The sequence below is a fragment of the Nonomuraea sp. NPDC049607 genome (assembly GCF_040675375.1).
Lineage (GTDB): Bacteria > Actinomycetota > Actinomycetes > Streptosporangiales > Streptosporangiaceae > Nonomuraea.
This window is the reverse complement of sequence record NZ_JBFAOV010000028.1, coordinates 24,953-47,730: the sequence shown is the minus strand read 5'-3', so window position 1 is coordinate 47,730 and position 22,778 is coordinate 24,953. Positions and strand designations below refer to the sequence as shown.

At 74.8% G+C, this 22,778-nt stretch carries 22 protein-coding genes and 1 pseudogene; 15 read left to right on the top strand and 8 right to left on the bottom strand.

Annotation, left to right across the window (positions count from 1 at the left end):
- Positions 1 to 52: 52 nt before the first annotated feature.
- From AB0J97_RS37875 to AB0J97_RS37865, 3 genes are read right to left on the bottom strand one after another with little or no spacing between them, the layout of a single operon-like run.
- A complete protein-coding gene (locus AB0J97_RS37875) occupies positions 53 to 1,300 on the bottom strand; it encodes a cytochrome P450 (RefSeq protein WP_364098085.1) in 1,248 nt (415 codons plus the stop codon).
- A 16-nt stretch (positions 1,301 to 1,316) separates the two neighbouring features.
- Positions 1,317 to 2,693, bottom strand: a complete 1,377-nt coding sequence (locus AB0J97_RS37870; protein WP_364098082.1) for an FAD-dependent oxidoreductase — start codon at positions 2,691 to 2,693, stop codon at positions 1,317 to 1,319.
- The gene (locus AB0J97_RS37865; protein WP_357705478.1) at positions 2,686 to 2,886 is read right to left on the bottom strand and encodes a ferredoxin; all 201 of its coding nucleotides are present in this window, start codon (positions 2,884 to 2,886) and stop codon (positions 2,686 to 2,688) included. The genes AB0J97_RS37870 and AB0J97_RS37865 overlap by 8 nt, the downstream gene beginning before the upstream one ends.
- Before the next feature lie 131 nt (positions 2,887 to 3,017).
- On the opposite strand from AB0J97_RS37865, the gene AB0J97_RS37860 reads away from it, so the two are divergent.
- The 10 genes from AB0J97_RS37860 (at position 3,018) to AB0J97_RS37815 (ending at position 11,039) form a co-directional block, all read left to right on the top strand.
- Positions 3,018 to 3,590 carry a TetR/AcrR family transcriptional regulator gene (locus tag AB0J97_RS37860; protein WP_364098304.1) on the top strand — a complete coding sequence of 191 codons (573 nt, stop codon included), beginning with the start codon at positions 3,018 to 3,020 and terminating at the stop codon, positions 3,588 to 3,590.
- A complete protein-coding gene (locus AB0J97_RS37855) occupies positions 3,587 to 4,966 on the top strand; it encodes a DHA2 family efflux MFS transporter permease subunit (RefSeq protein ID WP_364098079.1) in 1,380 nt (459 codons plus the stop codon). Before AB0J97_RS37860 ends, AB0J97_RS37855 begins: the two co-directional genes overlap by 4 nt.
- The gene (locus tag AB0J97_RS37850; protein WP_357705476.1) at positions 4,963 to 5,469 is read left to right on the top strand and encodes an FBP domain-containing protein; all 507 of its coding nucleotides are present in this window, start codon (positions 4,963 to 4,965) and stop codon (positions 5,467 to 5,469) included. Before AB0J97_RS37855 ends, AB0J97_RS37850 begins: the two co-directional genes overlap by 4 nt.
- Positions 5,470 to 5,704: 235 nt before the next feature.
- The gene (locus AB0J97_RS37845; RefSeq protein WP_364098076.1) at positions 5,705 to 6,094 is read left to right on the top strand and encodes a hypothetical protein; all 390 of its coding nucleotides are present in this window, start codon (positions 5,705 to 5,707) and stop codon (positions 6,092 to 6,094) included.
- A gap of 67 nt (positions 6,095 to 6,161) precedes the next feature.
- Complete coding sequence (locus tag AB0J97_RS37840; protein ID WP_364098073.1) at positions 6,162 to 6,728, top strand: toxin-antitoxin system HicB family antitoxin; 567 nt, start codon at positions 6,162 to 6,164, stop codon at positions 6,726 to 6,728.
- Entirely contained in the window at positions 6,728 to 7,666 is a 939-nt protein-coding gene (locus tag AB0J97_RS37835; protein ID WP_364098070.1) for a DUF4097 family beta strand repeat-containing protein, read from the top strand. Before AB0J97_RS37840 ends, AB0J97_RS37835 begins: the two co-directional genes overlap by 1 nt.
- A 17-nt stretch (positions 7,667 to 7,683) precedes the next feature.
- Complete coding sequence (locus AB0J97_RS37830) at positions 7,684 to 8,649, top strand: ATP-binding cassette domain-containing protein (protein WP_364098067.1); 966 nt, start codon at positions 7,684 to 7,686, stop codon at positions 8,647 to 8,649.
- Positions 8,646 to 9,449: an ABC transporter permease gene (locus AB0J97_RS37825; RefSeq protein ID WP_357705471.1), complete on the top strand. Its 804-nt coding sequence runs from the start codon at positions 8,646 to 8,648 to the stop codon at positions 9,447 to 9,449. The genes AB0J97_RS37830 and AB0J97_RS37825 overlap by 4 nt, the downstream gene beginning before the upstream one ends.
- The gene (locus tag AB0J97_RS37820; protein ID WP_364098064.1) at positions 9,446 to 9,952 is read left to right on the top strand and encodes a DUF1707 domain-containing protein; all 507 of its coding nucleotides are present in this window, start codon (positions 9,446 to 9,448) and stop codon (positions 9,950 to 9,952) included. Before AB0J97_RS37825 ends, AB0J97_RS37820 begins: the two co-directional genes overlap by 4 nt.
- 19 nt (positions 9,953 to 9,971) lie before the next feature.
- Positions 9,972 to 11,039, top strand: coding sequence for a helix-turn-helix domain-containing protein (locus AB0J97_RS37815; RefSeq protein WP_364098301.1), 1,068 nt, complete (start codon positions 9,972 to 9,974; stop codon positions 11,037 to 11,039).
- Between the two features lie 171 nt (positions 11,040 to 11,210).
- Here the strand turns inward: AB0J97_RS37815 and AB0J97_RS37810 are convergent.
- Positions 11,211 to 13,121, bottom strand: a pseudogene (locus AB0J97_RS37810) (prolyl oligopeptidase family serine peptidase); the annotation flags it as partial.
- A gap of 406 nt (positions 13,122 to 13,527) precedes the next feature.
- On the opposite strand from AB0J97_RS37810, the gene AB0J97_RS37805 reads away from it, so the two are divergent.
- Entirely contained in the window at positions 13,528 to 14,316 is a 789-nt protein-coding gene (locus AB0J97_RS37805; protein WP_364098298.1) for a putative protein N(5)-glutamine methyltransferase, read from the top strand.
- A 132-nt stretch (positions 14,317 to 14,448) separates the two neighbouring features.
- Here AB0J97_RS37805 and AB0J97_RS37800 read toward each other — a convergent pair whose 3' ends face one another.
- The 3 genes from AB0J97_RS37800 to AB0J97_RS37790 form a co-directional block, all read right to left on the bottom strand.
- Positions 14,449 to 14,793, bottom strand: coding sequence for a WGxxGxxG family protein (locus tag AB0J97_RS37800; protein ID WP_364098061.1), 345 nt, complete (start codon positions 14,791 to 14,793; stop codon positions 14,449 to 14,451).
- 184 nt (positions 14,794 to 14,977) lie between these two features.
- Positions 14,978 to 16,348, bottom strand: coding sequence for a diaminopimelate decarboxylase (locus tag AB0J97_RS37795; protein WP_357705466.1), 1,371 nt, complete (start codon positions 16,346 to 16,348; stop codon positions 14,978 to 14,980).
- A gap of 151 nt (positions 16,349 to 16,499) precedes the next feature.
- Entirely contained in the window at positions 16,500 to 18,104 is a 1,605-nt protein-coding gene (locus AB0J97_RS37790; protein WP_364098057.1) for a helix-turn-helix domain-containing protein, read from the bottom strand.
- Between the two features lie 45 nt (positions 18,105 to 18,149).
- Here AB0J97_RS37790 and AB0J97_RS37785 point away from each other — a divergent pair, with 45 nt between their 5' ends.
- Positions 18,150 to 18,683, top strand: a complete 534-nt coding sequence (locus tag AB0J97_RS37785) for a hypothetical protein (protein ID WP_364098054.1) — start codon at positions 18,150 to 18,152, stop codon at positions 18,681 to 18,683.
- A gap of 61 nt (positions 18,684 to 18,744) precedes the next feature.
- Here AB0J97_RS37785 and AB0J97_RS37780 read toward each other — a convergent pair whose 3' ends face one another.
- Positions 18,745 to 19,509 carry a SpoIIE family protein phosphatase gene (locus AB0J97_RS37780; RefSeq protein WP_364098051.1) on the bottom strand — a complete coding sequence of 255 codons (765 nt, stop codon included), beginning with the start codon at positions 19,507 to 19,509 and terminating at the stop codon, positions 18,745 to 18,747.
- Between the two features lie 284 nt (positions 19,510 to 19,793).
- On the opposite strand from AB0J97_RS37780, the gene AB0J97_RS37775 reads away from it, so the two are divergent.
- The 3 genes from AB0J97_RS37775 to AB0J97_RS37765 are packed head-to-tail and all read left to right on the top strand — an operon-like array spanning position 19,794 to position 22,773.
- The gene (locus AB0J97_RS37775; protein ID WP_364098048.1) at positions 19,794 to 20,996 is read left to right on the top strand and encodes a hypothetical protein; all 1,203 of its coding nucleotides are present in this window, start codon (positions 19,794 to 19,796) and stop codon (positions 20,994 to 20,996) included.
- Complete coding sequence (locus tag AB0J97_RS37770; protein ID WP_364098045.1) at positions 20,993 to 22,111, top strand: hypothetical protein; 1,119 nt, start codon at positions 20,993 to 20,995, stop codon at positions 22,109 to 22,111. Before AB0J97_RS37775 ends, AB0J97_RS37770 begins: the two co-directional genes overlap by 4 nt.
- Positions 22,081 to 22,773, top strand: a complete 693-nt coding sequence (locus AB0J97_RS37765) for a sigma factor-like helix-turn-helix DNA-binding protein (protein WP_357705460.1) — start codon at positions 22,081 to 22,083, stop codon at positions 22,771 to 22,773. Before AB0J97_RS37770 ends, AB0J97_RS37765 begins: the two co-directional genes overlap by 31 nt.
- The last annotated feature ends 5 nt before the right edge of the window (positions 22,774 to 22,778 follow it).

Below are 22,778 nucleotides of genomic sequence, written 5' to 3'. Positions count from 1 at the left end.
TCGAAGAGGGCGGTCGAAGGCGGGCGTCAGAGCAGGCGGTCGGCGGCGGGTGTCAGAGCAGGCGGTCGAAGCCCACCGTCAGGTGCGCGGGGCCGCGCAGCGACGCGCTGTGCCGGTACGGCGGCGGGTCGGCGGCCAGTTCCGGCCCGACCAGCCGGGTCACCAGCGCCCCCAGCGCGGCCCGCGCCTCGATCCGGGCCAGCGGCGCCCCCACGCAGTAGTGGACGCCTCCGCCGAACCCCAGGTGCTGGTTGTCCCGGCGCGCCGGGTCGAAGCGGTCGGCGCCGGGGAAGCGGGCCTGGTCCCGGCTGCCCGAGGCCAGCAGCAGCGCCACGTCCGCGCCCTGGGGGATGGTGACCCCGGCGATCTCGATGTCGGCCAGCGTCGTGCGGGTGCGGAACTGCACCGGCGGGTCGTAGCGCAGCACCTCCTCGACGGCCGGCACGATCAGCGCGGGGTCGGCGCGCAGCCGCGCCAGCGCCTCCGGGTTGCGCAGGAACGTCAGCATGCCGTTGGTGATCAGGTTGACGGTCGTCTCGTGACCGGCGATGAGCAGCAGGGCCATCGTCGCGATGATCTCCTGGGGATCCATCCGCTCGGCCTCGCCGTCGGTGAGCAGCGCCGACAGCAGGTCGTCCGACGGGCGGGCGTGCCGCTCTCCGGCCAGGCCGATCAGGTACGCGCGCAGCTCCGGCGCGGCGGCCTCGGCCTGCCGCACCTCCTCCTCCGACAGCCCCTCGGGCGGGTCCAGCGTACGGGCCAGCGCCGAGGCCCAGCCGTGGAAGCGCGGCTCGTCCTCCTTGGGCACGCCGAGCAGCTCGCAGATCACCGTGACCGGCAGCGGGTAGGCCAAATCGTCCACCACGTCCATGGAGTCGGAGCCGGCGCGGCGGTCGAGCAGCTCGGCCACCAGCGACACCACGTCCTCACCGAGCCGGTTGATCCGCTCGGGGGTGAAGTGCCGCATGACGATCCGCCGCAGCCGGTCGTGGTCGGGCGGGTCGAGGAAGATGAACGCCGGTTTCCGCGAGTCCTGCCCGTCCTCGGCGTTCTGGGCGGCCATGAGCCTGCCGGAGGCGCCGAACGAGCCGGAGCCGCTCCTGCTCTTGCGCTCGTCGGAGCTGATCCGCGGGTCGTGCAGCAGCGAGACGATCTCGGCGTACGTGCTCACCGCGTACAGGTCGTCCCCCTGGCGGGCGACGGGCGTCTCGCGCATCCGGGCGTACAGCGGGTACGGGTCCGGGCGGCTCGCCTCGTCCAGGACCTGCGCGAACAGGCTCTGCGTCACCTGGTGGGCCATGGTCGTCCTCCGGCTCTCATTCCAGCGGCGGCGCGGTCAGCGGCGAGCGGGGGTCGCGCTCGCGCGGCACCTCGCGCGCGGTCGGGCCGGGCCCGGTCACCGCGGCCGTCGGGCTGTGGGTGGACTGGCCGTCCACGGCGAGGCCGGCGGGCACCGGGAGCAGCGCGCGCGGCCCGTCGGCGGCCCGCAGGTCGGGCGGGAAGGGCGCGGCCGCCTCGATGAGGTCGGCGTAGGCGGGCAGCGCGCGCGGCGCGTCCACCGCGACCGCCGCCACGCACCGGCCCTGGCGGCCGAAACAGGCCACGAAGCGGCGCTCGGCCACCGAACCTTGCGTGACCACCACCTCGTCGGCGATCGTCGGCAGCCCGACGGACTTGATGCTGACGCCGAACTGGTAGGACCAGAACGCGGGCAGCCCCCGGTGCGGGCGCGGCCGGTCGGCGACCATGTTGTGCGCGGCCGTGGACGCCTGGCGCACCGCGTTGTCCCAGTGCTCCACGGCCAGCAGCAGGCCGTCGTAGTGCGGGTGCGGCCAGCGGGCCACGTCCCCGGCCACGAAGACGTCGGAGGTGACGATCGCGTCGGCGTCGAAGGCCCGGCAGGCGGCGTCGCACACCACCCCGCGCGGGTCGGCCGCCAGGCCCGACCCGGCCAGCCACTCGGTGTTGCGGACGGCCCCGAGCGCCACCACCGCGACCTCGACCGGCAGCACGTCGCCGTCGGACAGGTGAGCGGCGTGCAGCCGGCCGTCCGCGTCGCCCTCCAGGGCCATGACCGTGGTGTTCACCCGCAGGTCCACGCCGTGCTCGCGGTGCAGCCGGGCGGCCACGCTCCCGGCCGCCGCGCCCAGGGCGCCGGCCAGCGGGGCCGGGCCGCGTTCCGCGACCGTCACGGCCAGGCCCATCTCGCGGCAGACGGAGGCGATCTCCGAGCCGGTGAACCCGCCGCCGATGACCAGCACCCGGCTCGGCCCGGCGGCGAGCGCGGCCTGAAGGCTCGCCGCGTCGTCGCGTCCGCGCAGCGTGAAGACGCCGTCCAGGGCCGCCTCGGCGGGGTCCGGCCAGGGCCGCGCCCGGGTGCCGGTGGCGATCAGCACCCGGTCGAAGCCGATCTCCCGCCCGCCGGACAGGCGTACCTGGCGGGTGCGCAGGTCCAGGCCGGTGGCGGGCTCGCCGAGCAGCCAGCGTGCCCGCAGGTCCTCGGCCATGACGAGCGCGGTGTGCGCGGGCGAGGCCCGTCCGGCCAGCACCTGCTTGGACAGCGGCGGCCGGTCGTAGGGCTCGTACGGCTCGTCGCCGATCAGGGTGAGCTCCCCGGTGAAGCCCTCGGCGCGCAGCGTCTCGGCGGCCCGCAGCCCGGCCAGCGAGGCGCCGACGATCACCGCGCTACGCACGGTCGTCCGGCGAGTAGCTGATCGCCTGCACCGGGCAGGCCGCGGCGGCCTCCCGTACCTGCTCGCGCATCGCGTCGGCGGGGGCGTAGTCGTACTCGAGTGACTCGGCGCCGTGGAAGCGGAAGACCGCCGGCGCCGCGAACACGCACTGCCCGTAGCTCAGGCAGCGGTTCAGATCGACGAGCACTCTCATGTCCGCCACGTTACGAACGGCTGCTCCAGCCACGTTCCAACCTGATCCCAAGTTTTCCTGATTTGCCAAACCTAGGAGCCCTAGGATAAAACCTAGGAAGGTTAGGTTTGCTGCTATGGAGGTGGAGCATGATGGCTCGGGCGGGTCTGACGGCGGACCGCGTGACGGAGGCGGCCGGGGAACTGGCCGACGAGGCCGGGTTCGACAACCTGACGATCTCGGCGCTGGCGCGCCGCTTCGGCGTCGCGGACGCGAGCCTCTACTCCCACGTCAGGAACCTCCAGGACCTGCGCGTACGGGTGGCGCTGCGGGCCGCCCGCATCCAGGCCGACGCCCTGACCGCGGCGGTCGCCGGCAAGGCGGGCAAGGACGCGCTGGCCGCCTTCGCCGCCGCCTACCGCGACTTCGCCCTGGCCCACCCGGGCCTGTACGAGGCCACCCAGCTCCGGCTCGACCCCGAGATCGTCGCCGCGTGCGCCGACGTGCAGCGCATCTTCACCACCACCAACGCCGTCGTGGCCGCGTACGGGCTGCCCGAACCGGCCCACACCGACGCCATCCGGCTGCTCCGCAGCACCTTCCACGGCTTCACCAACCTGGAGGCCCGCGGCGGCTTCCAGGCCTCCCGCGACGTCCGGCAGTCGTGGGACGCGATCATCGACGCGCTCGACAGCGCCCTCAGGCATTGGCAGGTGTCCCCATGACCGGCACAAGCGCGCACGCGCACACCGCAGGGTCTCCGCCCGGCCTCGACCGGCGGCTGGTGACGGTCGCCGGGGTGCTCACCCTCGGCGCGTTCACCGCGCTGCTCGACGGCACCGTCGTCGGCGTCGCCACGCACACCCTGGCCCGCACGTTCTCCGCCGACCTGGCGGCCACCCAATGGGTGACCACCGCCTACCTGCTCGCCCTGGCCGCGGTCATCCCGGCGACCGGGTGGGCCGCCCGGCGGTTCGGCGCGGGAACGGCCTGGACCGTCTCGCTCGGCGTGTTCCTGGCCGGCTCGATCCTGTGCGGGTCGGCCTGGTCGCTCGGCAGCCTCGTCGCCTTCCGCGTCGTGCAGGGAGCGGGGGCGGGCATGTTGTTCCCGCTCAGCCGGATCATCGTCGTCGAGCTGGCCGGGCGCGACCGGCTCGGGCGGATGATGGCGCTGATGGCCGTACCCGCCGTGTTCGCGCCCGTCCTCGGGCCGGTCGTCGGCGGCGTGCTGCTGGAGGCGTTGTCGTGGCGGTGGGTGTTCCTGGTCAACGTCCCGTTCGTGGCGGCCGGCGTCGTCCTCTCCGCCCTGTACGTCCGCACCGCCCGGCCTGACGGCCCGGCCGAACGCCTCGACCTGGCCGGCCTGCTCGGCGTGAGCGGCGGCCTGACCCTGCTGCTCCACGGGCTGAGCGGGGCCGGTGAGCCCGTCGCCGCGCTGACCGCGGCGGCCGGCGCGCTGCTGCTGGCCGGCTGTCTGTGGCGGGCCTCCCGCACCTCCGGGCCGCGGATCGTCGAGCCCGGCCTGTTCCGCGACCGGGCCTTCGCCGCCTCCGCCGCGCTGGCCTTCCTGGCGAACTTCTCCCTGTTCGCCGCCGTGTTCCTGGTGCCGCTGTTCTTCCAGACGGCCGAAGGCTCCGGGGCGCTCGGCGCCGGGCTGGTCCTCGCGCCGCAGGGGCTCGGCATGCTCGTCGCGGTGCTCGCCGCCGGCCGGCTCATCGACCTCAACGGCAACCCGCGCCGGATCGTCGTCACGGGCCTGGTCCTGCTGGCGGCCGGGACGCTGCCGTTCGCGCTGGCCGACCCGGGCACGGGCGCGGCGCTGCTGCCGGTGGCGCTGTTCGTGCGCGGGGTGGGGGCCGCGCTCGCCGTCTCACCCACCATGATCACCCTCTACCACTCGCTGCCGCCGGCCAAGGTGCCCGCCGCGACCACCGCCAACGCCATCGGCCAGCAGGTCGGCGCGGCGGCCGGCACCGCCTGTGTGGCCGTGCTGCTCCAGCACGGCGGCTACCGGCCCGCCTTCTGGGTCGCGCTGGCCGCCGTCGCGCTCTGCCTCCTGCCCGCCCTGTTCCTCCCGTCCTCGAAAGCAGGCACGTCATGAACCCCGTCACCGAGAACGAGATCCGCTCGTCCTTCGTCAACTGTTCCAAGGGCGAGGCCCGCAGGCTCGCCGTCCCCCGGGGGCTGTCCGAGCTGCCCTGGCCCGACCTCGACTTCCTGGGCTGGCGCGATCCGGGGGCGCCCGAGCGCGCGTACCTGGTGGCCGAGCGCGGCGGCGCGGCGGTCGGCGTCGCGCTGCGGCTCGGCCAGGAGGTGCGCAGGAGCTTCACCAAGAGCACGCTGTGCTCGATCTGCGTGACCCCGCACGCCGGGACCGGGGTCGCGCTGTTCACCGCGCCCCGGGTCGGCGCGGCGGGGCGGCAGGGCAACACGGTGGGCGCGTACATGTGCTCCGACCTGGCCTGCTCCCTGTACGTGCGGGAGCTGAAGCAGACCGAGCTGGGCGTCCGGTTCGAGTCGCTGACCGTGCCCGAACGCGTCGCCCGCGCCGCGGTCAACCTGGACGCCTTCCTCGACAAGGTGCTCGACGGCGCCCTCGCCTGACGGGGAGGGAGCTGGAGGGGCGGCGTCCAGCTCGCGTCGCAGGGCGGGAAGGGCCACCCGCGGCGTCGGCCGACACGTCTGCGCCCTCAGGCGCCCGACGCCGGCGCGGAACGCCGCCCTCGACTTGGACCCCCGCGACGGCCGCCCGGTTCCCCGGTTCCGGAACCGGCGTCCTTCCCGATCGGCGCCCGCCGGAGAACGGTGGAGTGTCGGACCCGCCTGCGACACTGCCCCGATGTTGATACTGGAATTGTTGCGTCCGGTGATACGGGCCGCGTGGGGGCCCGACACCTGCGACACCGCCGCGCGGGAGGAATGGCGGCCCGCCAACCCCGCCAGAGGGCAGTGCGGCACGACCGCCCTGGTGGTCCATGACCTGCTCGGGGGAGACCTGATCCTGGCCGAGGTGCAGGCCGATGGCGTCAAGGTCGGTCACCACTACTGGAACCGCCTGCCCGACGGCACCGAGATCGACTTCGCCGGGGACCAGTTCCATCCGGGTGAGGTCGTCGTGAACCCCCAGGTCCAGCAGCGTCCGCCCGACGCGCCGCGCCGCTGCCGGGAGGAGTACGAGCTGCTGCGTCACCGCGTCGTCACCGCGCTGTCCCCGTCCCTGCCCGGCTGAGGCGTGACGCCATAGTGACGTCATAGCGTGGTTGCAATGGCGTCACTCTGCATGTCATGATGGCGTCATGGACCTTGCGCCGTATGTGGACCAACTCCGGCGCGAGCTCATGCTCGCCGCCGGGACGGGCGGCGAGGAAGCTCGTGCGCTGGCCGAACACTTCTCCGCGACGCTGGCGTCGGCCGCCCGCCTCGCCCTGCTGGAGGCCCTGTCGGCCGCCGCGGACGAGATCACCCAGGACCTCGCGCCCGGGTCGGTCGAGGTGCGCCTGCGCGGGCGCGACCCCGCCTTCGTCGTGACGCCACCGCCCGCCGCCCATCCGTTCGCGGAGGAGGGCGAAGCCGTCGTGGGTGGAGCCATGGGTGCGGCAGGGCCGGGCGCACACCTGCCACCGCAACCGCCCGCGCCGCCGCCTTCCGACGCCGACGAGGGTGGTACGTCCCGGATCTCGCTCCGGGTCCCCGAGGCGCTCAAGCCGCGCATCGAGGAGGCCGCCGCGCGCGAAGGGCTGTCGGTCAACGCCTGGCTGGTCCGCGCCGTCTCGGCGGCCCTCGACCCCGGCGACGCCGCCCGCCGCACCCCCCGCGGCCCCGCCCGGCAGACCGGCAACCGCTACAGCGGCTGGGTGCGCTGATGACCATGCCGACCGACGACAAGGAGTCCGGAATGCCGGTCTTCGACACGCCCCGACCCATCGTCGTCCTCCTCGACCTGGGGACCGCCGCCGTCCGCGTCGTCGCGGGCGACCGTGCCGACACCGTGGTCGAGGTCCGCCCGAGCGACGAGCACAACGACGCCGACGTGCAGGCGGCCCGGCACGTCCAGGTCCATCACGCCGACGGCAGGCTCACGGTGGCCGCCGACAAGGAGCAGGGAGCGCCGGTCCTCGGCTGGGGGCTCTCGCTCGGCAAGCTCGTCGAGTCGCCCGCCGACTGGGCGCGTTCGCTGCTGCTCGGCACGGGCTCGGTGGACGTCACGATCGAGCTGCCGGCCGGATCCCGCCTCGACGCCAAGACGCCCGGCGGCGTCTCCTGCCGCGGCCTGCTCGGCGAGGTGACCGTCGCCACCACGTACGGCGACATCCGCGTCGAGGAGGCGGGCCGGCTGCGCCTGAAGAGCGCCCACGGCAACGTCTCCGTCACCCGCGCCCGCGGGCACGCCGAGATCACCACGAACCACGGCGACATCCGGGTCGGCGAGATCGACGGCGCCGCCGCGGTCAAGACCGCCCACGGCGATGTGCGCCTCGGCGTGGTGACCGGTGAGCTGCGGCTCAACAGCGCCCACGGCGACATCACCGTCGACCGCCCGCTGGCCGGAGTCGTCGCCAAGACCGCCTACGCCGGCGTGCAGATCCACGAGATGTCCTCCGGCGCGGTCGTCATGGAGACCACCGGCGGCGGCCTCGACCTCGGCGTCCGGGCGGGCACCGCCGCCTGGCTGGACGTCAGCTCCAGGTACGGCACGGTCGACGTCACCCTCGACCCGGGCGACGACCCCGGCGACGGGGCGGCGATCGTCGAGGTCCGCGCCCACACCACCCATGGGGACATCGTCATCCACCGTTCCTGACGAGCTAGGAGACCGACATGCCTGACGCGATCGTGGCCGAAGGACTGACCAAGAGATACGGCGACGTGGCCGCCCTCGACGGGATGGACCTGACCGTCCCCGAAGGGACGGTGCTGGGCCTGCTGGGCCCCAACGGCGCCGGCAAGACCACCACGGTGAGGATCCTCACCACGCTCCTGCGACCGGACGCCGGCCACGCCACGGTGGCCGGGCTCGACGTCGTGCGCGACGCCCACCGGCTGCGCGCCCGCATCGGCGCGTCCGGCCAGTACGCCGCCGTCGACGACCATTTGACCGGCGCCGAGAACCTGGAGATGGTCGGCCGCCTCTACCACCTGGGCACCAGGCCCAGCCGCGAGCGCGCCCGCGAGCTGCTGGAGCGCTTCGACCTCACCGACGCCGCCGACCGTCCGGTGCGCGGCTACTCCGGCGGCATGCGCCGCCGCCTCGACCTGGCCGGCGCGCTGGTCGCCAACCCGCCCGTGCTCTTCCTGGACGAGCCCACCACCGGCCTCGACCCGCGCGCCCGGATCAGCCTCTGGGACGTCATCGCCGAGCTCGTCCGGGAGGGCACCACCGTCCTGCTGACCACCCAGTACCTGGAGGAGGCCGACCGGCTGGCCGACCGCATCGCGGTGGTCGACCAGGGGCGGGTGATCGCGCGAGGCACGGCCGACGAGCTGAAGGACCAGGTCGGCGGCGACCGCATCCAGGTCTCGGTGACCAGCGCGGCGAACCTGGAGACCGCCGCCCGCGCCCTGGCGCCGCTGGCCCTGGGGGACGTGCAGATCGACGCCGCCGCGCTGCGGATGACGATCCCGGTGACCGGTGGCGCGGCCGCGCTGACCCAGGCGCTCGGCCACCTGGCCGCCGAGCGGATCGCCGTCCGCGACGCCGGCCTGCGCCGGCCCACCCTCGACGACGTGTTCCTCACCCTCACGGGACGCCAGGCCGACGAGAAGACCAAGGAGACCGTCCGATGAACGCCCTCCAGCTGGCCGCCGCCGACGGCCTGACCATCGCCAAGCGCAACGCGCTGAAGATCCGCAGAGCCCCCGACCTGCTGGGCGGCGTGATCATGCTGCCCATCGTGTTCGTGGTGCTGTTCACCTACGTCTTCGGCAGCATGATCGAGCTGCCCGGTATGTCCTACGGCGAGTACCTGCTCCCCGGGATCTTCGTCATGACGATCGTCACCAGCGCGCAGATCACCGGCTACACGCTGACCCAGGACCTGCAGAAGGGCATCTTCGACCGGTTCCGCACCCTGCCGATGTCCCCGACGGCGGTGCTCACCGGCCAGACCCTCAGCGACGTCATCATGAACGTCACCAGCATCGCCACCATGGCGCTCGTCGGCCTGCTGGTCGGCTGGCGCGTCCACAGCTCACCGGCGCAGGCGGCCCTCGGGTTCGCGATGCTGCTGCTGTTCGCCTACGCCTTCTCCTGGGTGACGGCCACGGTCGCGCTGGCCCTGCGCACGCCCGAGGTGTTCAACAACATCGCCACGCTGACGTCGTTGCCGCTGGTCTTCCTGTCCAACGCGTTCGCCGACAGCTCGCGCCTGCCCGGCCCGCTGCGGCCGATCGCCGAATGGAACCCGGTCTCCACGCTCGTCCAGGCCGCGCGTGAGCTGTTCGGCAACACCAGCGCCGCCCTGCCCCAGCCCGGCGCCTGGCCGCTGCGGCACGCCGTGCCGGTGTCGCTGCTGTGGTCGGTCCTGCTCCTGGTCGTGTTCGTGCCGCTGGCGACGCGGCTGTACAAGAGGGCCGTCAGCCGATGAACACAGTCTCGGGCGCTGACCGCGAGCGGGCGGTCGAGCTGGTCCAGCAGGCGTACGCGGACGGCCGGCTCGACCCCGCCGAGCTGGAACGCCGGCTCGAACTGGCGCTCACCGCCACCTCCTCCCACGAGCTGGCGCCGATCGTCGGCGACCTGCCGGACGAGGCGGTCCATCTGTCCTCCACCGGCGGCAGCGTCACACGCACCGGCGACTGGGAGGTCCCGCGACGGCTGCGCGTCGACTCCAAGTACGGCAAGGTGCGGCTCGACCTGTCGCGGGCCCACGTCCCGTACGCGCGGATCGACATCGAACTCCAGCTGGCCTACGGCAGCGCCACGATCATCCTGCCGGTGGGCGCCACGGCGAACACCGACGGGGTGCGTTCCGAATGGGGGCGCGTGACCTGCAAGGTCCCCGGCCGCCCGAACCCCGGTCATCCGCACGTCCAGGTGACCGGCGACCTGCCCCACGGCCGCCTCGTCATCCGCCCCGCCCGCCGATGACCCAGGCCGGGCGTCCGCCATGCCGGTCGCGGTGAGCATGGCGGACCGGCCGTGCCCGCCTCAGTCGTGGAAGCCGGCCGGGCCGGTCCGCCCGCCAGGGATGGGGCCGGGCCGGAACACGCGGGTCGTGGCCCGTCAATCGGATGGTGATCGTGCTGCCAGCCGGTCGGCTGAGGATGCCGGCATGACCAGGGGAACGTTGAAGATCATCTTCACCGGGGAGGACCTGGCCCGGGTGCGCATCGCCTCCCGCGTCGACGAGCTGTGGGAGATGGCCATGAGCCTGCACGTGCTGCAGCGGCCCGGCGGCGGCCAGGACATGGCGGCCTGGCGGCGGCGGGCGCGTGCCGACCTGTCCGGATCGGGGCTGCTGCGGCCGGTGCGCGAGACGCTGGTCCCGCTGATGCCGATCAAGGCCTACTTCCCCGACTTCCTGACCCCGTACGAGGCCCAGGCGGGGTTGCGGAACGGCGTCGAGGTGCTGGCCGACACCCCGGCCGTCCGGGTGCGCCACGAGATCGACCGGCTGCGCCGGCACGTCAGCCTGCCCGCCGCCCTCGACGGCCTGGCCCGCGGCCACCGGCGTGCGCTCCGCCACCTGGCCCACCTGGCCGGCCGCTACTGCGAGGTCGCCTTCGACCCCCACCGCGCCACGATGGAACGCGCGCTCGGCCGCGAACGCGCCAGGCTCACCCGGCTGCTCACCGACCAGGGCGGCGGCCGGGGACTGACCCTGATCCCGTCCTACTTCTGCCGTTGCACCCCGGTCGCGCTGGCCGACCCCAGCCTGCCTCCCGTCCTGATCTTCCCGGCCCCGCGCCGCGCCCCCGAACCCGGCCCCGGCGACCCGCTGCCCGACCTCCTCGGGGCCAACCGGGCCCGCATCCTGCGCTGCGTCGCCGCCACCACCGGCTGCACCACCAGCGAGCTGGCCCGCCGTACCGGCACCTCGCTGTCGTCGGCCAGCGCCCACGCCCAGGTGCTGCACCGCGCGGGCCTGATCGCCAGCACCCGGCACGCCAACATGGTCATCCACCAGCTCACCCACCTGGGCGCGGGCCTGCTCACCGGCCGAACCCCCTCCTGACGGCGCAGCCGGGCCGCTGAAAGCGGGGCTCGGCGGGCTACGGGGCCAGGTGCCGGCGCAGGAAGTCGAGCTGGAGGAGGAGCAGGCCCTCGAACACGTCCTCGTCGGAAGCACCTCGTGCGGGCGTCCCGCGGCCAGCAGTGCGGACGACAGGCGCAGCGTGCCCGCCGGGAACACGTTGTCGTCGGACAGGCCGTGGGCGAGTTGCAGGGGCCGGGACAGGGTGTGCGCCTCGACCAGCGTCGAGCAGGCGTCGTAGCGCTCGGGGTGGCGGTCGGGGTGGCCGAGGAAGCGTTCGCGCCAGTGGGTGTCGTACAGGCGCTGCTCGCTCGGGGCGGCCCCGGCGACGGCGGCGTGGAAGACGTCGGGACGGCGCAGCACCGCCATGACGGCCAGCGTGCCCGCGTACGACCAGCCGCGTATGGCGACCCGGCGCAGGTCCAGCCCGGGGTGGCGCTCGGCGACCGCGTGCAGGGCGGCCACCTGGTCCTCCAGCACGGGGCCGAACATGTCGCCGTGCACCTCGCGCTCCCAGTCGGGGCCGCGGCCCGGCGTGCCGGCCCCGTCGGTGACCAGGACGGCGAACCCCTGCTCGGCGAACCACTGCGAGACGAACATCATCGGCGCCTGCTCGTCGGTGACGCGGCGCGCGGCCGGCCCCGCGTACGGGTCCAGCAGGACGGGCAGCGCCGGGTCGCCGGGGCGGTGCCAGGAGGGCAGGTGCAGGTGGCTGCGCAGTTCGCGCCGGGTGGTGACGAGCGACAGGCGGCGCAGCGTCAACACGGGCCGCTGCGCCACGGACACCACCTCGATCCCAGCCTGTCCGGCCTGCGACGCCGCGGCGGGCGGGTCCTGGCGGATCACGTGGGTGCGTTCGCCCGGGTGTTCGGCGGTGCGGGTGACGTGGACGAGGGTGCCCGCTCGCCGCGTCCCGCCGTGCACGCCCGGTGCGACGCTGAGCCGCCGGACGCCCGTCGCCGGGGTCTGCAGCCACAGGTGCGTCTGGACGGGGTCGTCGGAGGCGGTGAAGAGCACGTCGTCGCCGTCCACGCCGAGGACCGCCTCCAGCTGCAGACCGGGCGGCGTGACCGGGACGCCGCCGACGGTGAGCCGCCGGGTGCCGTCCAGGTCGGCGTGGGCGACCAGGCGGCCGGAGCCCGTACGGGCGGGCGTGCCCGGGACGAGCTGGACCCAGCGCGCATCGTGCTGCTCGGCCAGCAGCCGGGTCCGGCCGGAGTCCGGGGCGGCGGCCAGCACCCGGACCGTCCGCTGGTCCCGGCTCTGCACCGACAGGTAGGGGCCGTGGGCGTCCCAGCCGGCCGCCGTCACGTACTCGAAGGCGGTCCGGTCCCAGGAGACCTCCACGCGTTCCCCGTCCGGGCGGGCGATCCAGAGGGTGACGTCGGCGTTGGCGGTGCCGGCCGCCGGGTACCGCACGGCACGGGGCGGGCGCGCGGGTTCGGCGGGGTCGCCCACGTGCCAGAGCGCGACGCGGGACTCGTCCACCCGGGTCGTCAGCAGGCGGGCGCCGTCGGGGGACCACCAGTGGCCCCGGGAGCGTCCCATGGAGCCGGACGCGGCGTACTCGGCGACGCCGAACCGCACGTCCGGCCCGTCGGGCTCGGCCACGGCGCGGTCGTCCGTGCCGTCGGCGCCGATCACCCGCAGCGCGCCGCCGGAGAGGTAGGCGACCAGCCGCCCGGACGGGTCGGGGCGCGGGTCGCGGGCCCCGGCGGGCACCGGCAGCGCGCGGGCGACGCCGGTGGCGACGTCCACCGCCCACAGCCCGCCCGCCAGGGTGAACACCGCCAGGGACGCCGCGTCGTCCGTGGCGTAGGAGGCGATCCCGTGGGCACGGCCGCCGGTCAGCGCGGCGGGGTCGGCGAGCAGCCGCTCCCGGCCGGAGGCGGCGTCCAGGGCCCACAGGCAGGTGACCGGGTCGTCGCCGGCGCGGCTGCGCAGGAACAGCACGAAGGAGCCGTCCGCGGAGACGGTGAAGGCCGAGGGGGCGCCCAGGGTGAACCGCCGGGTGCGGGCGAACTGCCGGGGCAGGCTGATCTTGTCGTCGTCGTGGTGCTGCATGCGTGCCTGGTTTCCTCTCACTGCGGTCCGGTTTTCGGGCACAGCAAAAAGCGCACACCATGGCGGTGTGCGCTTCGTCTGTGTCAGATGATCGGCGGGATGCTGTCGTGCGGCTCCCGCGGCCGCTTCCCGCTCGCCGGGACGATGCCTGCGGTCGAGCTCAGAAGCATTCTACTGCATGATCATCGAGCGGGTGGATCCCCGGGAGGCCCCCACGTTTCCGCGAAATCGGCTCTGGTACTGTGACGGTCTCTGGCCGAGATCGTCCTTGGGAGGTGAGACCCATTACCGCTTCGTCAGGCTGGGGCTCCCTTCCGGCGCACGTGCGGCCCGCCGGGGCCAGGTGACCGCGGGGAGCGCCCATCGGCATCCCGAAAGGCTCCCCATGCATCCCTCCCCGATCCCCATGCACTCCTCCCCGATCCCCATGTCCGCCGTCGTCTCCCGGCTGCGCGCCGCCGGCTGCGTCTTCGCCGAGGACGAGGCCGAACTGCTGGTCTCCACCGCGCGTACCGCCGCCGAGCTGGCGGAGATGGTCGAGCGCCGGGCCGGCGGGCTGCCGCTTGAGCACGTCCTGGGCTGGGCGCGGTTCTGCGGGCTGCGCGTCGCCGTCGAGCCCGGCGTGTTCGTGCCGCGTCCGCGCACCGAGTTCCTCATCCGTCAGGCCGTCGCGCTGGCCCGCCGGATCGGCCGTCCGCCCGTCGTCCTCGACCTGTGCTGCGGCACGGGCGCGATGGGGGCCGCGGTCGCGGCGGCGCTGGGGGAGGCCGAGGTGCACGCGGCCGACCTCGATCCCGCCGCCGTGCGCTGCGCCCGGCGCAACCTGCCCGGCGGCCACGTCCACCAGGGCGACCTGTACGACGCCCTGCCCGCCTCGCTGCGCGGCCGCGTCGGCATCCTGATCGCCAGCCCGCCCTACGTGCCCACCGAGTCGGTCGGCCTGCTGCCGCCCGAGGCCCGTCTGCACGAACCGCTGATGGCGCTCGACGGCGGCGACGACGGGCTCGACGTCGTGCGCCGGGTGATCGCGGGGGCGTCCGGCTGGCTCGCGCCGGGCGGTCACCTGCTGGTGGAGACCAGCGAACGGCAGGCCGCGGCCACCGTCGAGGCCGCCGTGGCCGCCGGGCTCTCGGCGCGCGCCACGGTCTCGGAGGAGCTGGACGCCACCGCCGTCGTCGGCACCCGTCCCGCCTGACGGGTCCTGGCGGGAAGTCGCCGGTACCCGTCCCGCCTGAAGGGCTCTGGCGGGTGCTGGCGGGGAGACGTCGTCGCGGGCAGCGCGGTGCCCGGCGCGCCGGAGCGTGCCGGGCACCGCCCGCGTCCTTCCTTACGGACGCTGCGGGCGAGTGGGGTTGGCGGTGGTCCCCGTCGTGCCGGTGGTGCCGGTCGTGCCGGTGGTCCCCGTCGTGCCGGTGGTGCGGGTGGTGGACATGTGCTCAGCCGTCCCCACCGGGTTGCGGCCCTTGCGCAGGCCGGCCAGCCCCAGCAGGCCGAGCAGCCCCAGCAGGCCCCACAGACCGCCGTTGCCGCCGCCCTCTTCGTGTCTGGTCTCGGTCGGTTGCGGGCTCGGCGTCGCCTGGCTCTGGACGACGGGCGTGTCCGCCACAGCGGTGGCGGCCGGGGCCAGCGCCAAGCAGAATGCCATCCCCAGGCCGGTGAGCGTCTTGCGCATGTGGGTTCCCCCGGATCCGGCGGCTCTCAAGGCGGAGAGGCCGCCTGTCGCGCCTCCCGGGCGACGGCCCGGAAGGTTCCCCCGAAATGGAGCGAGAACTCCATACTCGCCGGTAGACATACCCTCACCCGCGAAAACAATCCCCTCAAACCGGGGCATACCGCCGCATTCGGGACGCGAGGCGTCAGCCGATGGCCGCCAGGAGGCCGGTGAGCGCGTCGGCCTGCGCGAGCCCGCTGGAGGCCGCGATCTCGTCCAGGGTCTGCGCCGGGCGGACCTCGCTCAGCCGCACGTCGCCGTCCGCCGTGACGGTGAAGCCGTGCACGGCCGGATAGGGCAGGCTGTTGTAGGCCCACGGGGTGGAGAAGTAGTAGGCGCCGGTGTCGTACAGCACGACGATGTCGCCCTCGGCCAGCTCCGGCAGCTCCCTGGCGTGCGCGACCACGTCGCCGGCGAAGCAGCACGGGCCCGCGACGTCCTGGGCGAGCAGGGGGCCGTCCTTGGGGTCGCCCGCCGGGCCGTACGCGCCGACCCGCAGCGGCCAGGCGTCCGGCATGAGCACCGTGCGGGTGGCCACCTGCGCGCCCGCGTGGGTGATCGCCACCCGCCGCCCGCCCGCATCCTTGGTGTACTCCACCAGCGCCGCGACGAAGCCGTTCTTGGCCAGCAGCGACCGGCCGAACTCGGTGACCAGCGCGTACCGGCCGTCGAACAGCCCGGGGACGGCCGCGCGCAGCGTGGCGACGTAGTCGGCGTAGGTGGGGGTCACCTCGTCGTCGTCGAAGTTCACCGGAAGGCCGCCGCCGATGTCGATGCTGGTGATCTGCCGCGCGCCGATCGTCGCGTTGATCTCCTCGGCCAGCCGGTACGTCTCGGCGATGCCCGCCGCGATCAGCTCCAGCGGGCACCCCTGGGAGCCGACGTGCGCGTGCAGGCGGGTCAGCCAGGGCCGTTCGGCGAAGGCGCGGACGACGGCCTCGCGCGCCCCGGGGTCGCGCAGCGCGACGCCGAACTTGGAGGTGGCGGTCGCGGTGCTCATCGCGCCGATCGTCCCGGTGCCGACCTGCGGGTTCACCCGAAGGCCCAGCACCGAGGAGGAGTCCGGCGCGCGCAGCTCGTCGATGCGGCGCAGCTCGTCGAGGCTGTCGGCGTTGACCGCGACGCCCAGCGAGAGGGCCTGGCGCAGCTCCTCGCGGGTCTTGGCGGGGGAGTCGAAGACGATCGTGCCCGGCGCGAACCCGGCGTCCAGCGCGATCCGCAGCTCGCCGGGGCTGGCGACCTCGCACCCCATGCCCGACGCGGCCAGCAGCCGCAGGACGGGGATCAGCGACGCGGCCTTGGCGGCGAAGGTGTGCAGCACGTCCGGAACCTCGCCGAACGCCTCGTGCAGGGCCCTGACCGAGTCCCGCACGCCGGCGGTGTCGAGGAACCCGGCGACGGGCTCGCCGGGGCCGAGCGCGCCGGCGCGCACGGCGTGGCGCAGCACGTGGGCGGCGCGTTCGGCGGTGGTGCCGCGGGCAGGGGCGGGCGCGAGCGTGGCACTGCTCTGGATCACGTCCAAGGCTCCTGGGTGCATCGGGAAAGAGGGAGTTTCGGAGGGGGGCCAGACGAGATTCGGGCATGACCGCAGGCTGAGTCTTCATCCGGTGGGCCAAAGCCCGCCTCCGGCTTTGTCCGTCCGGCCAAGGAAAAGCCGGAGCCCCAGGTCAGCCCGCCAGGCGGACGGCGAGGGTCAGCAGGAGGCGGGTGTCGGGATCGTCGAGGTCGACGCCGAAGCGCTCGCGGACGCGGCGCAGCCGGTAGCGCAGGGTGTTCGGGTGCAGGACCAGCCGGCGGGCGGCCCGGCCGACGTCCCCGGCGGCGTCGAGGTAGGCGGCGATCGAGCGGACCAGCTCGCCGCCCGCGGCCAGGTCGGTGCGCACCAGGTCGTACACCGGGCCGCTGCCGCGCTCCCACACCGGGCGGACGGCGTCCAGCACGCGCAGCACGTCCAGGGCGGGGCCGAGGTCGGCGGCCAGGGCGTGGCGCGGGCCGGCGGCGCGGGCGCGCAGGACCCGGACGACCAGGTCGGCCTCCTCCCGCGAGCCCGAAGCGACCAGCGGCGAGGCGGCCACCGAGCCCGCCCCCGCCCACACCGGGGCGGCGCCCGGCGTCGAGGCGGCCAGCCCGTCCAGCTCGCGGGCCAGTCCGGGCACGTCCCGCTCGTCGCCGCCGCGCACCGGCACCAGCGCCAGCACCCGCCCGGTCTCCCGCAGCACCCGCACTCCCGGGCGGTAGGAGGCGGCGTGCAGCGCGAGCACCTCCAGCACCCGCTCACCGGCCGACCCCCGGGCCGCCGCGCCCTCGCCGTCGGGGCCGGCCTCGGCGATCACGACGGCGCAGCGCTGGTCGGGCGGCAGGCCGAGGGTCCAGGCGTGGGTGCTCATGTCGCCCTCGCCGGTCAGCAGGCCGCGCAGCGCGTGCTCCTCGCGCAGCCGCGCGCCGCTCTCCCGCAGCCGGTGCTGCACCAGGTACGGCACCGCCACCTCCGCTGCCCGGCTCAGCGCGCTGGCCGCGTTGGGCGACAGGCTGCGGCCGTCGGCGGCGGCCCAGATCGAGCCCAGCATCTCCCGGCCGCTCCGGATGGCGATGATCAGCCGCTCGGGGGTGCCGCCGTCGGCGGGCCGGTGGATCACCTCGCCGGAGGACCACAGGGTGCGCAGCAGGCCGCTGCGCCGCAGCTCGTCCACCCGCCAGTCGGGCACCCGGCCGCCCAGGATGGTGGAGCGGCGCAGTTCGTCGGCCTCCGGCCCGGTGGCCGAGTGCGCCAGCACGCGGAACTGGGTGTCCTCGATGGTGATCGAGCCGCCGGTGAACTCGGCGACCACCGACGCCAGCGCGGCCAGCCCGCCGCCCGCCGTGGCCTCGGCCATGCGGTCGCCGCGTCCCGCCTCGCCGTAGGCGGCGGCCGAGCGCAGCAGGGTCGCCACGTCGTCCCAGTCGGCCCACTCGGCGCGGGCCAGCAGGGCGATGCCGACCTGCTCGGCCGCGGCGAGCGCGTCGTCGGCCAGGTCCTCGCCGGCGCGCACGACCACCGCCGCGGCGCCGCGCCGCGCCGCCTCGCGGATGGAGGCCGTGGCCGCGCCGGTGGAGTGGAACAGCCCGGCGGCCAGCACGATCCGGCCCGCGTACGAGCGGGCGGGCCCCTCGTCGCCGATGATCATTCCGGACACGTGGACGTCCTGGCCCGAGGGCGCGAGCAGCAGCCGCAGCACGCCGCCCTCGTCGAAGGCGAGCAGCTCGCGGAGGGTGATTTGCCCCCGTTTGTTCATGACGGGGAGCATACGCAGGTGCCGCCACCTGGCAGGCTGGGGGCCATGCGATTCGGCGTACGCCAGTTCGAGCTGGCCCTGATGCACCGCATGCGCGACCTCAACCCGCAGCGCGTGGAACAGGCGCTGGCCGACGTGGACGCCTCCCGCGCCGAGCTGCGCGCCGCCCACACCCACTGGACCCGGCTGGCCCACTCCGCGACCGCGCCCAAGGGCCGGGCCGCGCTGCGGATGGCCCTCGGCCCGCCCGCGTACGCCGGCACGACCCCGTTCGGCAGCCTGACCTGCGACGTGACCCGCTGGCGGCTGCCGTCCTGGCCGGAGCTGGAGTTCGAGGCGCTGACCGGGCCCGGCGGCGAGGTGTGGAACCTGTGGTTCGTGCGGCCCGGCGGCGACCGGCGGCTGTCGTTCGCGGACCTGACCCCGTGGGAGTGCGTCGTGGCCGACGTCGGCGCGAGCTTCCCGGTGAGCGCCCAGGGCGAGGGGTCGGCCCCCCATCACTGGGCGGTCGACTTCGCCTGCGCGGGGACGCCCCGCCGCGCCCTGTTCGTGTACGGCCTCTACCAGCGCCTGGCCTGACCTCCGTGCCACCCGGCCCCCGCCTTTGTGCCGGGTGGCACGTTCCAGGGACGGCCGGAGGTCAGGCGGTGACGAAGTCCGCGACGACGATCGTGGCGTCGTCCTTCGGGGCCGCGGCGGCCACCTCGTCGTACAGCCGGTCCAGGCACGCGGCGGGGGACGGGCCGACGGCCAGCAATTCGGTCAGGCGGTGCTCGCCCAGCGCCTTGAGCACGCCGTCGGTGACGACGGCCACGCGGTCTCCCGGCCGCAGCGGCACGGTGCCGAGCTCGGGGTTCAGCGTGGAGGCCAGGCCGATCCCGCGCAGCAGCGGGCCGTCGTCGAAGGAGTGCGACGTGGTGAGCCGGCGCGGCTTGCCGCCCTTGGCGCAGTGCCAGATCGCGCCGTTGCCGACGTGGGCGAAGCGCAGGCACGGCGTCTCGCCGGGGACGAGCACCAGCAGGTCCATCGTCGTGACCAGCGCCGGCCTGGACGGCGTGCGCACCGCCGCCCGCCGCACGGCCCGGTGGGCGGCCTGGGCGCACTCGTCCATGTCCTCGTCCCGCCGGACGGTGTGCTGCGGGCGGGCGGCGACCACGGCGCCCAGGGCCAGGGCCGCCGCCGTGTGCGCGACCTCCGTGCCGCCCTGGCCGTCGGCCAGCGCGATCAGCCGCTCCTGGACGACGTAGGCGTCGGAGGGGTGGCCGTGCGAGCCGTCGTACGTGCCGCCCGCGGTCACCAGGCGGGGCCGCGCCGCGGGCATGCCGGGCGGCCAGCCCCCGCGACGACCGCGTACCGCCATCACGGAGAGGCAGCCGAGCAGAATCGAGATCGAGAAAACAGTCATGATCGTCCCTCCGGTCGCGCGCGACGACACCTGTCCAGTACATCCCTTGTGCGGCGGATGCGACTGACGGCTGATCGGCCGTCGTGGCGGCACGACGGCCGATCAGCCGTCATGTCCGCCGCGGGCCGCGCGGCCCACAGTGAGGCAGGCGGCGAACGTGCCCGGAGAGCCGCCGGCCCCCGAGGAAGAGCCATGGAAACAGCTGACCGTCATAACGGGAACAAGCCTGTTCAAAGTCGATACTGTGAGATCCGTCCTGTGCTCTCTTCGCGGGCGGATCGCACATGGCTCACCCCGGTTCCACGGGTCTCCTCAAGTGGCTCCCCAAGTGGCCGCTCAAGAGGCTCGACACGAGATACGACTCCGCGACCCGGCAACTGGACAAGGCCGTCGCGCGTACCGCCGCGGGCGCGCGCGGCGCCGTCGGCCTGGTGTCGGTGGTCTCGGCCGCGCTGGGCGCGGTCCCGCCGGTCTCGGCCGCGTGGCTGGCGCCCGTCCTGGCGGCCGGCCTGGTGTGGACCGGGCTGTACCTGCGCCGGTTGCGCCGCGAGGAGCCGCTGCCGCACTGGCTGGTGGCCGGGGACGCGGCGACCACCGTGGCGGCCTGCCTGGCCCAAGGGCACCTCGTGCCCATCCAGGCGTTCGACGCCGGGTCGAGCTGGATCGCGGGGATGGTCACCATGACGATCATCGTCACCGGGGTCACCTGGCGGCCCCGGGTCGCCGTGCCCGCCGGGCTGGCCGTGGCGGGGGCGTACCTGGCCGGGGTGCGGCTCGCGGCGCCGTCCCAGGACGTGGCCGGCACGCTGGGCATCCACCTCGTCCAGCTCCTGGCGATCGTGATGCTGATGACGCTGCTGCGCCGCTCGGCCGCCTCCGCCGACGCGTTCCTGCGCGGGAGCGCGCGAGCCGAGATCGCCCTCATGGTCGAACGCCTGCGCCGCGAGGACGAGCTGCGCCAGGTCGCCAGCATCCACGAGACCGCCCTGCACACCCTGACCATGGTCGGCCTCGGCACCTACGACGAGCCCTCGTCCACCCTGCGCGCCCAGGTGCGCACCGACCTCGCCGCCCTGGAGAAGCTGCGCGACCGGCCGCGCCCCGAGGCCGCCCCCATCGCCCTGGACAGCCTGCTCGACGAGGTGGCCGGCCGCGTGCCCGGCCTGGACGTACGCCGCCGGCTGACCCCGCAGACCGTCCCCGGCGACGTCGCCGAGCACTTCGCCCGCGCCGTCACCGAGGCCCTGGCCAACGTCGCGCGGCACGCCGGCGTGGCCGAGGCCGTCCTGGTCTCCAGCGGGCACGACGGCGAGGTCCGGGTGGAGGTGGCCGACGCGGGCCACGGGTTCGACCAGGACCGCCTGCCGCCCGACCGGTTCGGCGTGCGCGGCTCGATCCTCGACACGATGAACGCGCTGCGCGGCGGCGGCGCCCGGATCTCCTCCGGCGACACCGGCACGCGGGTGAGCATGTGGTGGCGGCCGTGACCGACGACATCGAGCAGGTCGCCCAGCGCTACGCCCGCTACACCGCGCTCGGCGCGGCCGTCATCGCCGGGTTCTGGCACACCGGCTACGACCTCACCGTCACCGTCACCGGCTGGAGCTCCTTCCGCTGGCCGCCGCTCGCCGGGGCCGCCTGGGCCGTCTACACGGTGGTCGGCGTGATCGCGGGGCTGTCGCTCGCGCGCACCTCGCGCGGCCCGGACCGCATCCTCGGCCTGGCCGTCGCGGCGCTGGCCGCCGACGTCGCGGTGATCGTGGCCTGCCGCCCGCAGGACCTGCTCGGCATCAGCGACTGGGGATGGGGGTCGGTCGGCTGGCTGGGCGTCATGCTGGCCTGGAACCGGCCGCGCTGGCGGGCGGAGCTGGGCGCGTTCCTCGCCGTCAACGCCGCCGTCATGCTGGCCGCGATGGCCGTGGCCGGGACGCTCGACCGGGTCTCGGTCGCCAAGTACCTGGTGGTCATCGTCGGCGGCGTCACCATGCAGCTCGGCTACACCGCCGGCTGCGCCCTGCTGCGCGCCCGCGCCGAGGACGCCGTGCTGCTGGCCCGCAGGCTCGCCGCCGACGACGCCTGGCGGGAGTCGGCCAGGAGCATCCACGCCGACCGCATCCGCAGGTACGCCGCCATCAGGGACGTGGCCGAGTCGCTGCTCCAGCGGCTCGCCGACGGCGCCGACCCCGGCGACCCCCGGGTCCGCGAGGACTGCACGGCCGGCGCCATGCGGCTGCGCCGCCTGATCACCGAACGCGAGGACGTGCCCGACGCGCTGGTGGCCGCCCTGCGCGAGCGCATCGACGCGGCCGAGCGGCGCCAGGTGCTGGTGACCGCGCCGCCGTTCGGCGAGAATCTGCCCGCGCTGCCCGAGGGCGTGCGGGAGGATCTGCTCAGGGCGCCCGTCCTGGCGCTGGACGGCGCCCGCTCGCGGGCCAGGGTCACCGTGTCGGCGATGTCGGCCATGGTGAGCGTGGCCGTCGTCGCCGACAACGACGACCTGCCGGTCAGCCCCACCCCGGTGCGCGAGCCCAGCGGGGTCGTGGTCACCTACCAGCGCCAGGGAGGGGAGGTATGGGTCAACAGCATCTGGCAGCGCCCGTGACGGTCGCCCTGGTCGAGGACCACCAGGTCGTGGTGGACGGCGTGCGCTCCTGGTTCGGGCCGGGCAGCGGCGTGGAGCTGGTCGCCCAGGGGCCCACGATCGAGTCGGTCCGCGGCGTGCCCGCCGACGTGCTGCTGCTCGACCTCAACCTCAACGGCACGATGGTCGCCGACCGGGTGGGCGGGCTGTGCGCGGACGGCCAGCGCGTGATCGTCTTCTCCGAGCACGAGGAGCCCGAGATCGTCCGCGCGGTGCTGGACGCGGGCGCGTCGGCGTTCATCGGCAAGGGACGCGCCACCCGGGAGTCCTGCCTGGAGACGATCATGGAGGTGGCCGCCGACCGGCCGTCCGTGACGCTGCCCATGGCCCAGGCCATCGCCACGGACGAGGGCCCGCACCGCCCCCAGCTCTCGGACAAGGAGCGGGCGGCGCTGCTGTTCTGGTTCCAGTCGATGTCGAAGGCGTCGGTCGCGGCCCGCATGGGCATCAAGGAACGCACCGTGCGCCAGTACATCGACCGGGCCAGGGTCAAGTACGCGGCGGCCGGCCGGCCCGCGCCGACGAAGGAGAAACTGCTCATCTGCGCCATCCAGGACGGCCTGATCCGCCCCGACGAGGTCGGGATCTACACCTCCCACGCCCGCCAGGGCCCGCCCTCCTGACGCTC

Excerpts from the sequence above, each read along its gene's own strand:
- AB0J97_RS37765 (WP_357705460.1), top strand. The coding sequence starts at position 22,081 with ATGGGTCAACAGCATCTGGCAGCGCCCGTGACGGTCGCCCTGGTCGAG.
- AB0J97_RS37800 (WP_364098061.1), bottom strand. The coding sequence starts at position 14,793 with ATGCGCAAGACGCTCACCGGCCTGGGGATGGCATTCTGCTTGGCGCTG.
- AB0J97_RS37825 (WP_357705471.1), top strand. The coding sequence starts at position 8,646 with ATGAACGCCCTCCAGCTGGCCGCCGCCGACGGCCTGACCATCGCCAAG.
- AB0J97_RS37830 (WP_364098067.1), top strand. The coding sequence starts at position 7,684 with ATGCCTGACGCGATCGTGGCCGAAGGACTGACCAAGAGATACGGCGAC.
- AB0J97_RS37840 (WP_364098073.1), top strand. The coding sequence starts at position 6,162 with ATGGACCTTGCGCCGTATGTGGACCAACTCCGGCGCGAGCTCATGCTC.
- AB0J97_RS37790 (WP_364098057.1), bottom strand. The coding sequence starts at position 18,104 with ATGAACAAACGGGGGCAAATCACCCTCCGCGAGCTGCTCGCCTTCGAC.
- AB0J97_RS37860 (WP_364098304.1), top strand. The coding sequence starts at position 3,018 with ATGGCTCGGGCGGGTCTGACGGCGGACCGCGTGACGGAGGCGGCCGGG.
- AB0J97_RS37775 (WP_364098048.1), top strand. The coding sequence starts at position 19,794 with ATGGCTCACCCCGGTTCCACGGGTCTCCTCAAGTGGCTCCCCAAGTGG.
- AB0J97_RS37845 (WP_364098076.1), top strand. The coding sequence starts at position 5,705 with ATGTTGATACTGGAATTGTTGCGTCCGGTGATACGGGCCGCGTGGGGG.
- AB0J97_RS37835 (WP_364098070.1), top strand. The coding sequence starts at position 6,728 with ATGACCATGCCGACCGACGACAAGGAGTCCGGAATGCCGGTCTTCGAC.
- AB0J97_RS37780 (WP_364098051.1), bottom strand. The coding sequence starts at position 19,509 with ATGACTGTTTTCTCGATCTCGATTCTGCTCGGCTGCCTCTCCGTGATG.
- AB0J97_RS37865 (WP_357705478.1), bottom strand. The coding sequence starts at position 2,886 with ATGAGAGTGCTCGTCGATCTGAACCGCTGCCTGAGCTACGGGCAGTGC.
- AB0J97_RS37815 (WP_364098301.1), top strand. The coding sequence starts at position 9,972 with ATGCCGGTCGCGGTGAGCATGGCGGACCGGCCGTGCCCGCCTCAGTCG.
- AB0J97_RS37785 (WP_364098054.1), top strand. The coding sequence starts at position 18,150 with ATGCGATTCGGCGTACGCCAGTTCGAGCTGGCCCTGATGCACCGCATG.
- AB0J97_RS37820 (WP_364098064.1), top strand. The coding sequence starts at position 9,446 with ATGAACACAGTCTCGGGCGCTGACCGCGAGCGGGCGGTCGAGCTGGTC.
- AB0J97_RS37805 (WP_364098298.1), top strand. The coding sequence starts at position 13,528 with ATGCACTCCTCCCCGATCCCCATGTCCGCCGTCGTCTCCCGGCTGCGC.
- AB0J97_RS37850 (WP_357705476.1), top strand. The coding sequence starts at position 4,963 with ATGAACCCCGTCACCGAGAACGAGATCCGCTCGTCCTTCGTCAACTGT.
- AB0J97_RS37855 (WP_364098079.1), top strand. The coding sequence starts at position 3,587 with ATGACCGGCACAAGCGCGCACGCGCACACCGCAGGGTCTCCGCCCGGC.
- AB0J97_RS37875 (WP_364098085.1), bottom strand. The coding sequence starts at position 1,300 with ATGGCCCACCAGGTGACGCAGAGCCTGTTCGCGCAGGTCCTGGACGAG.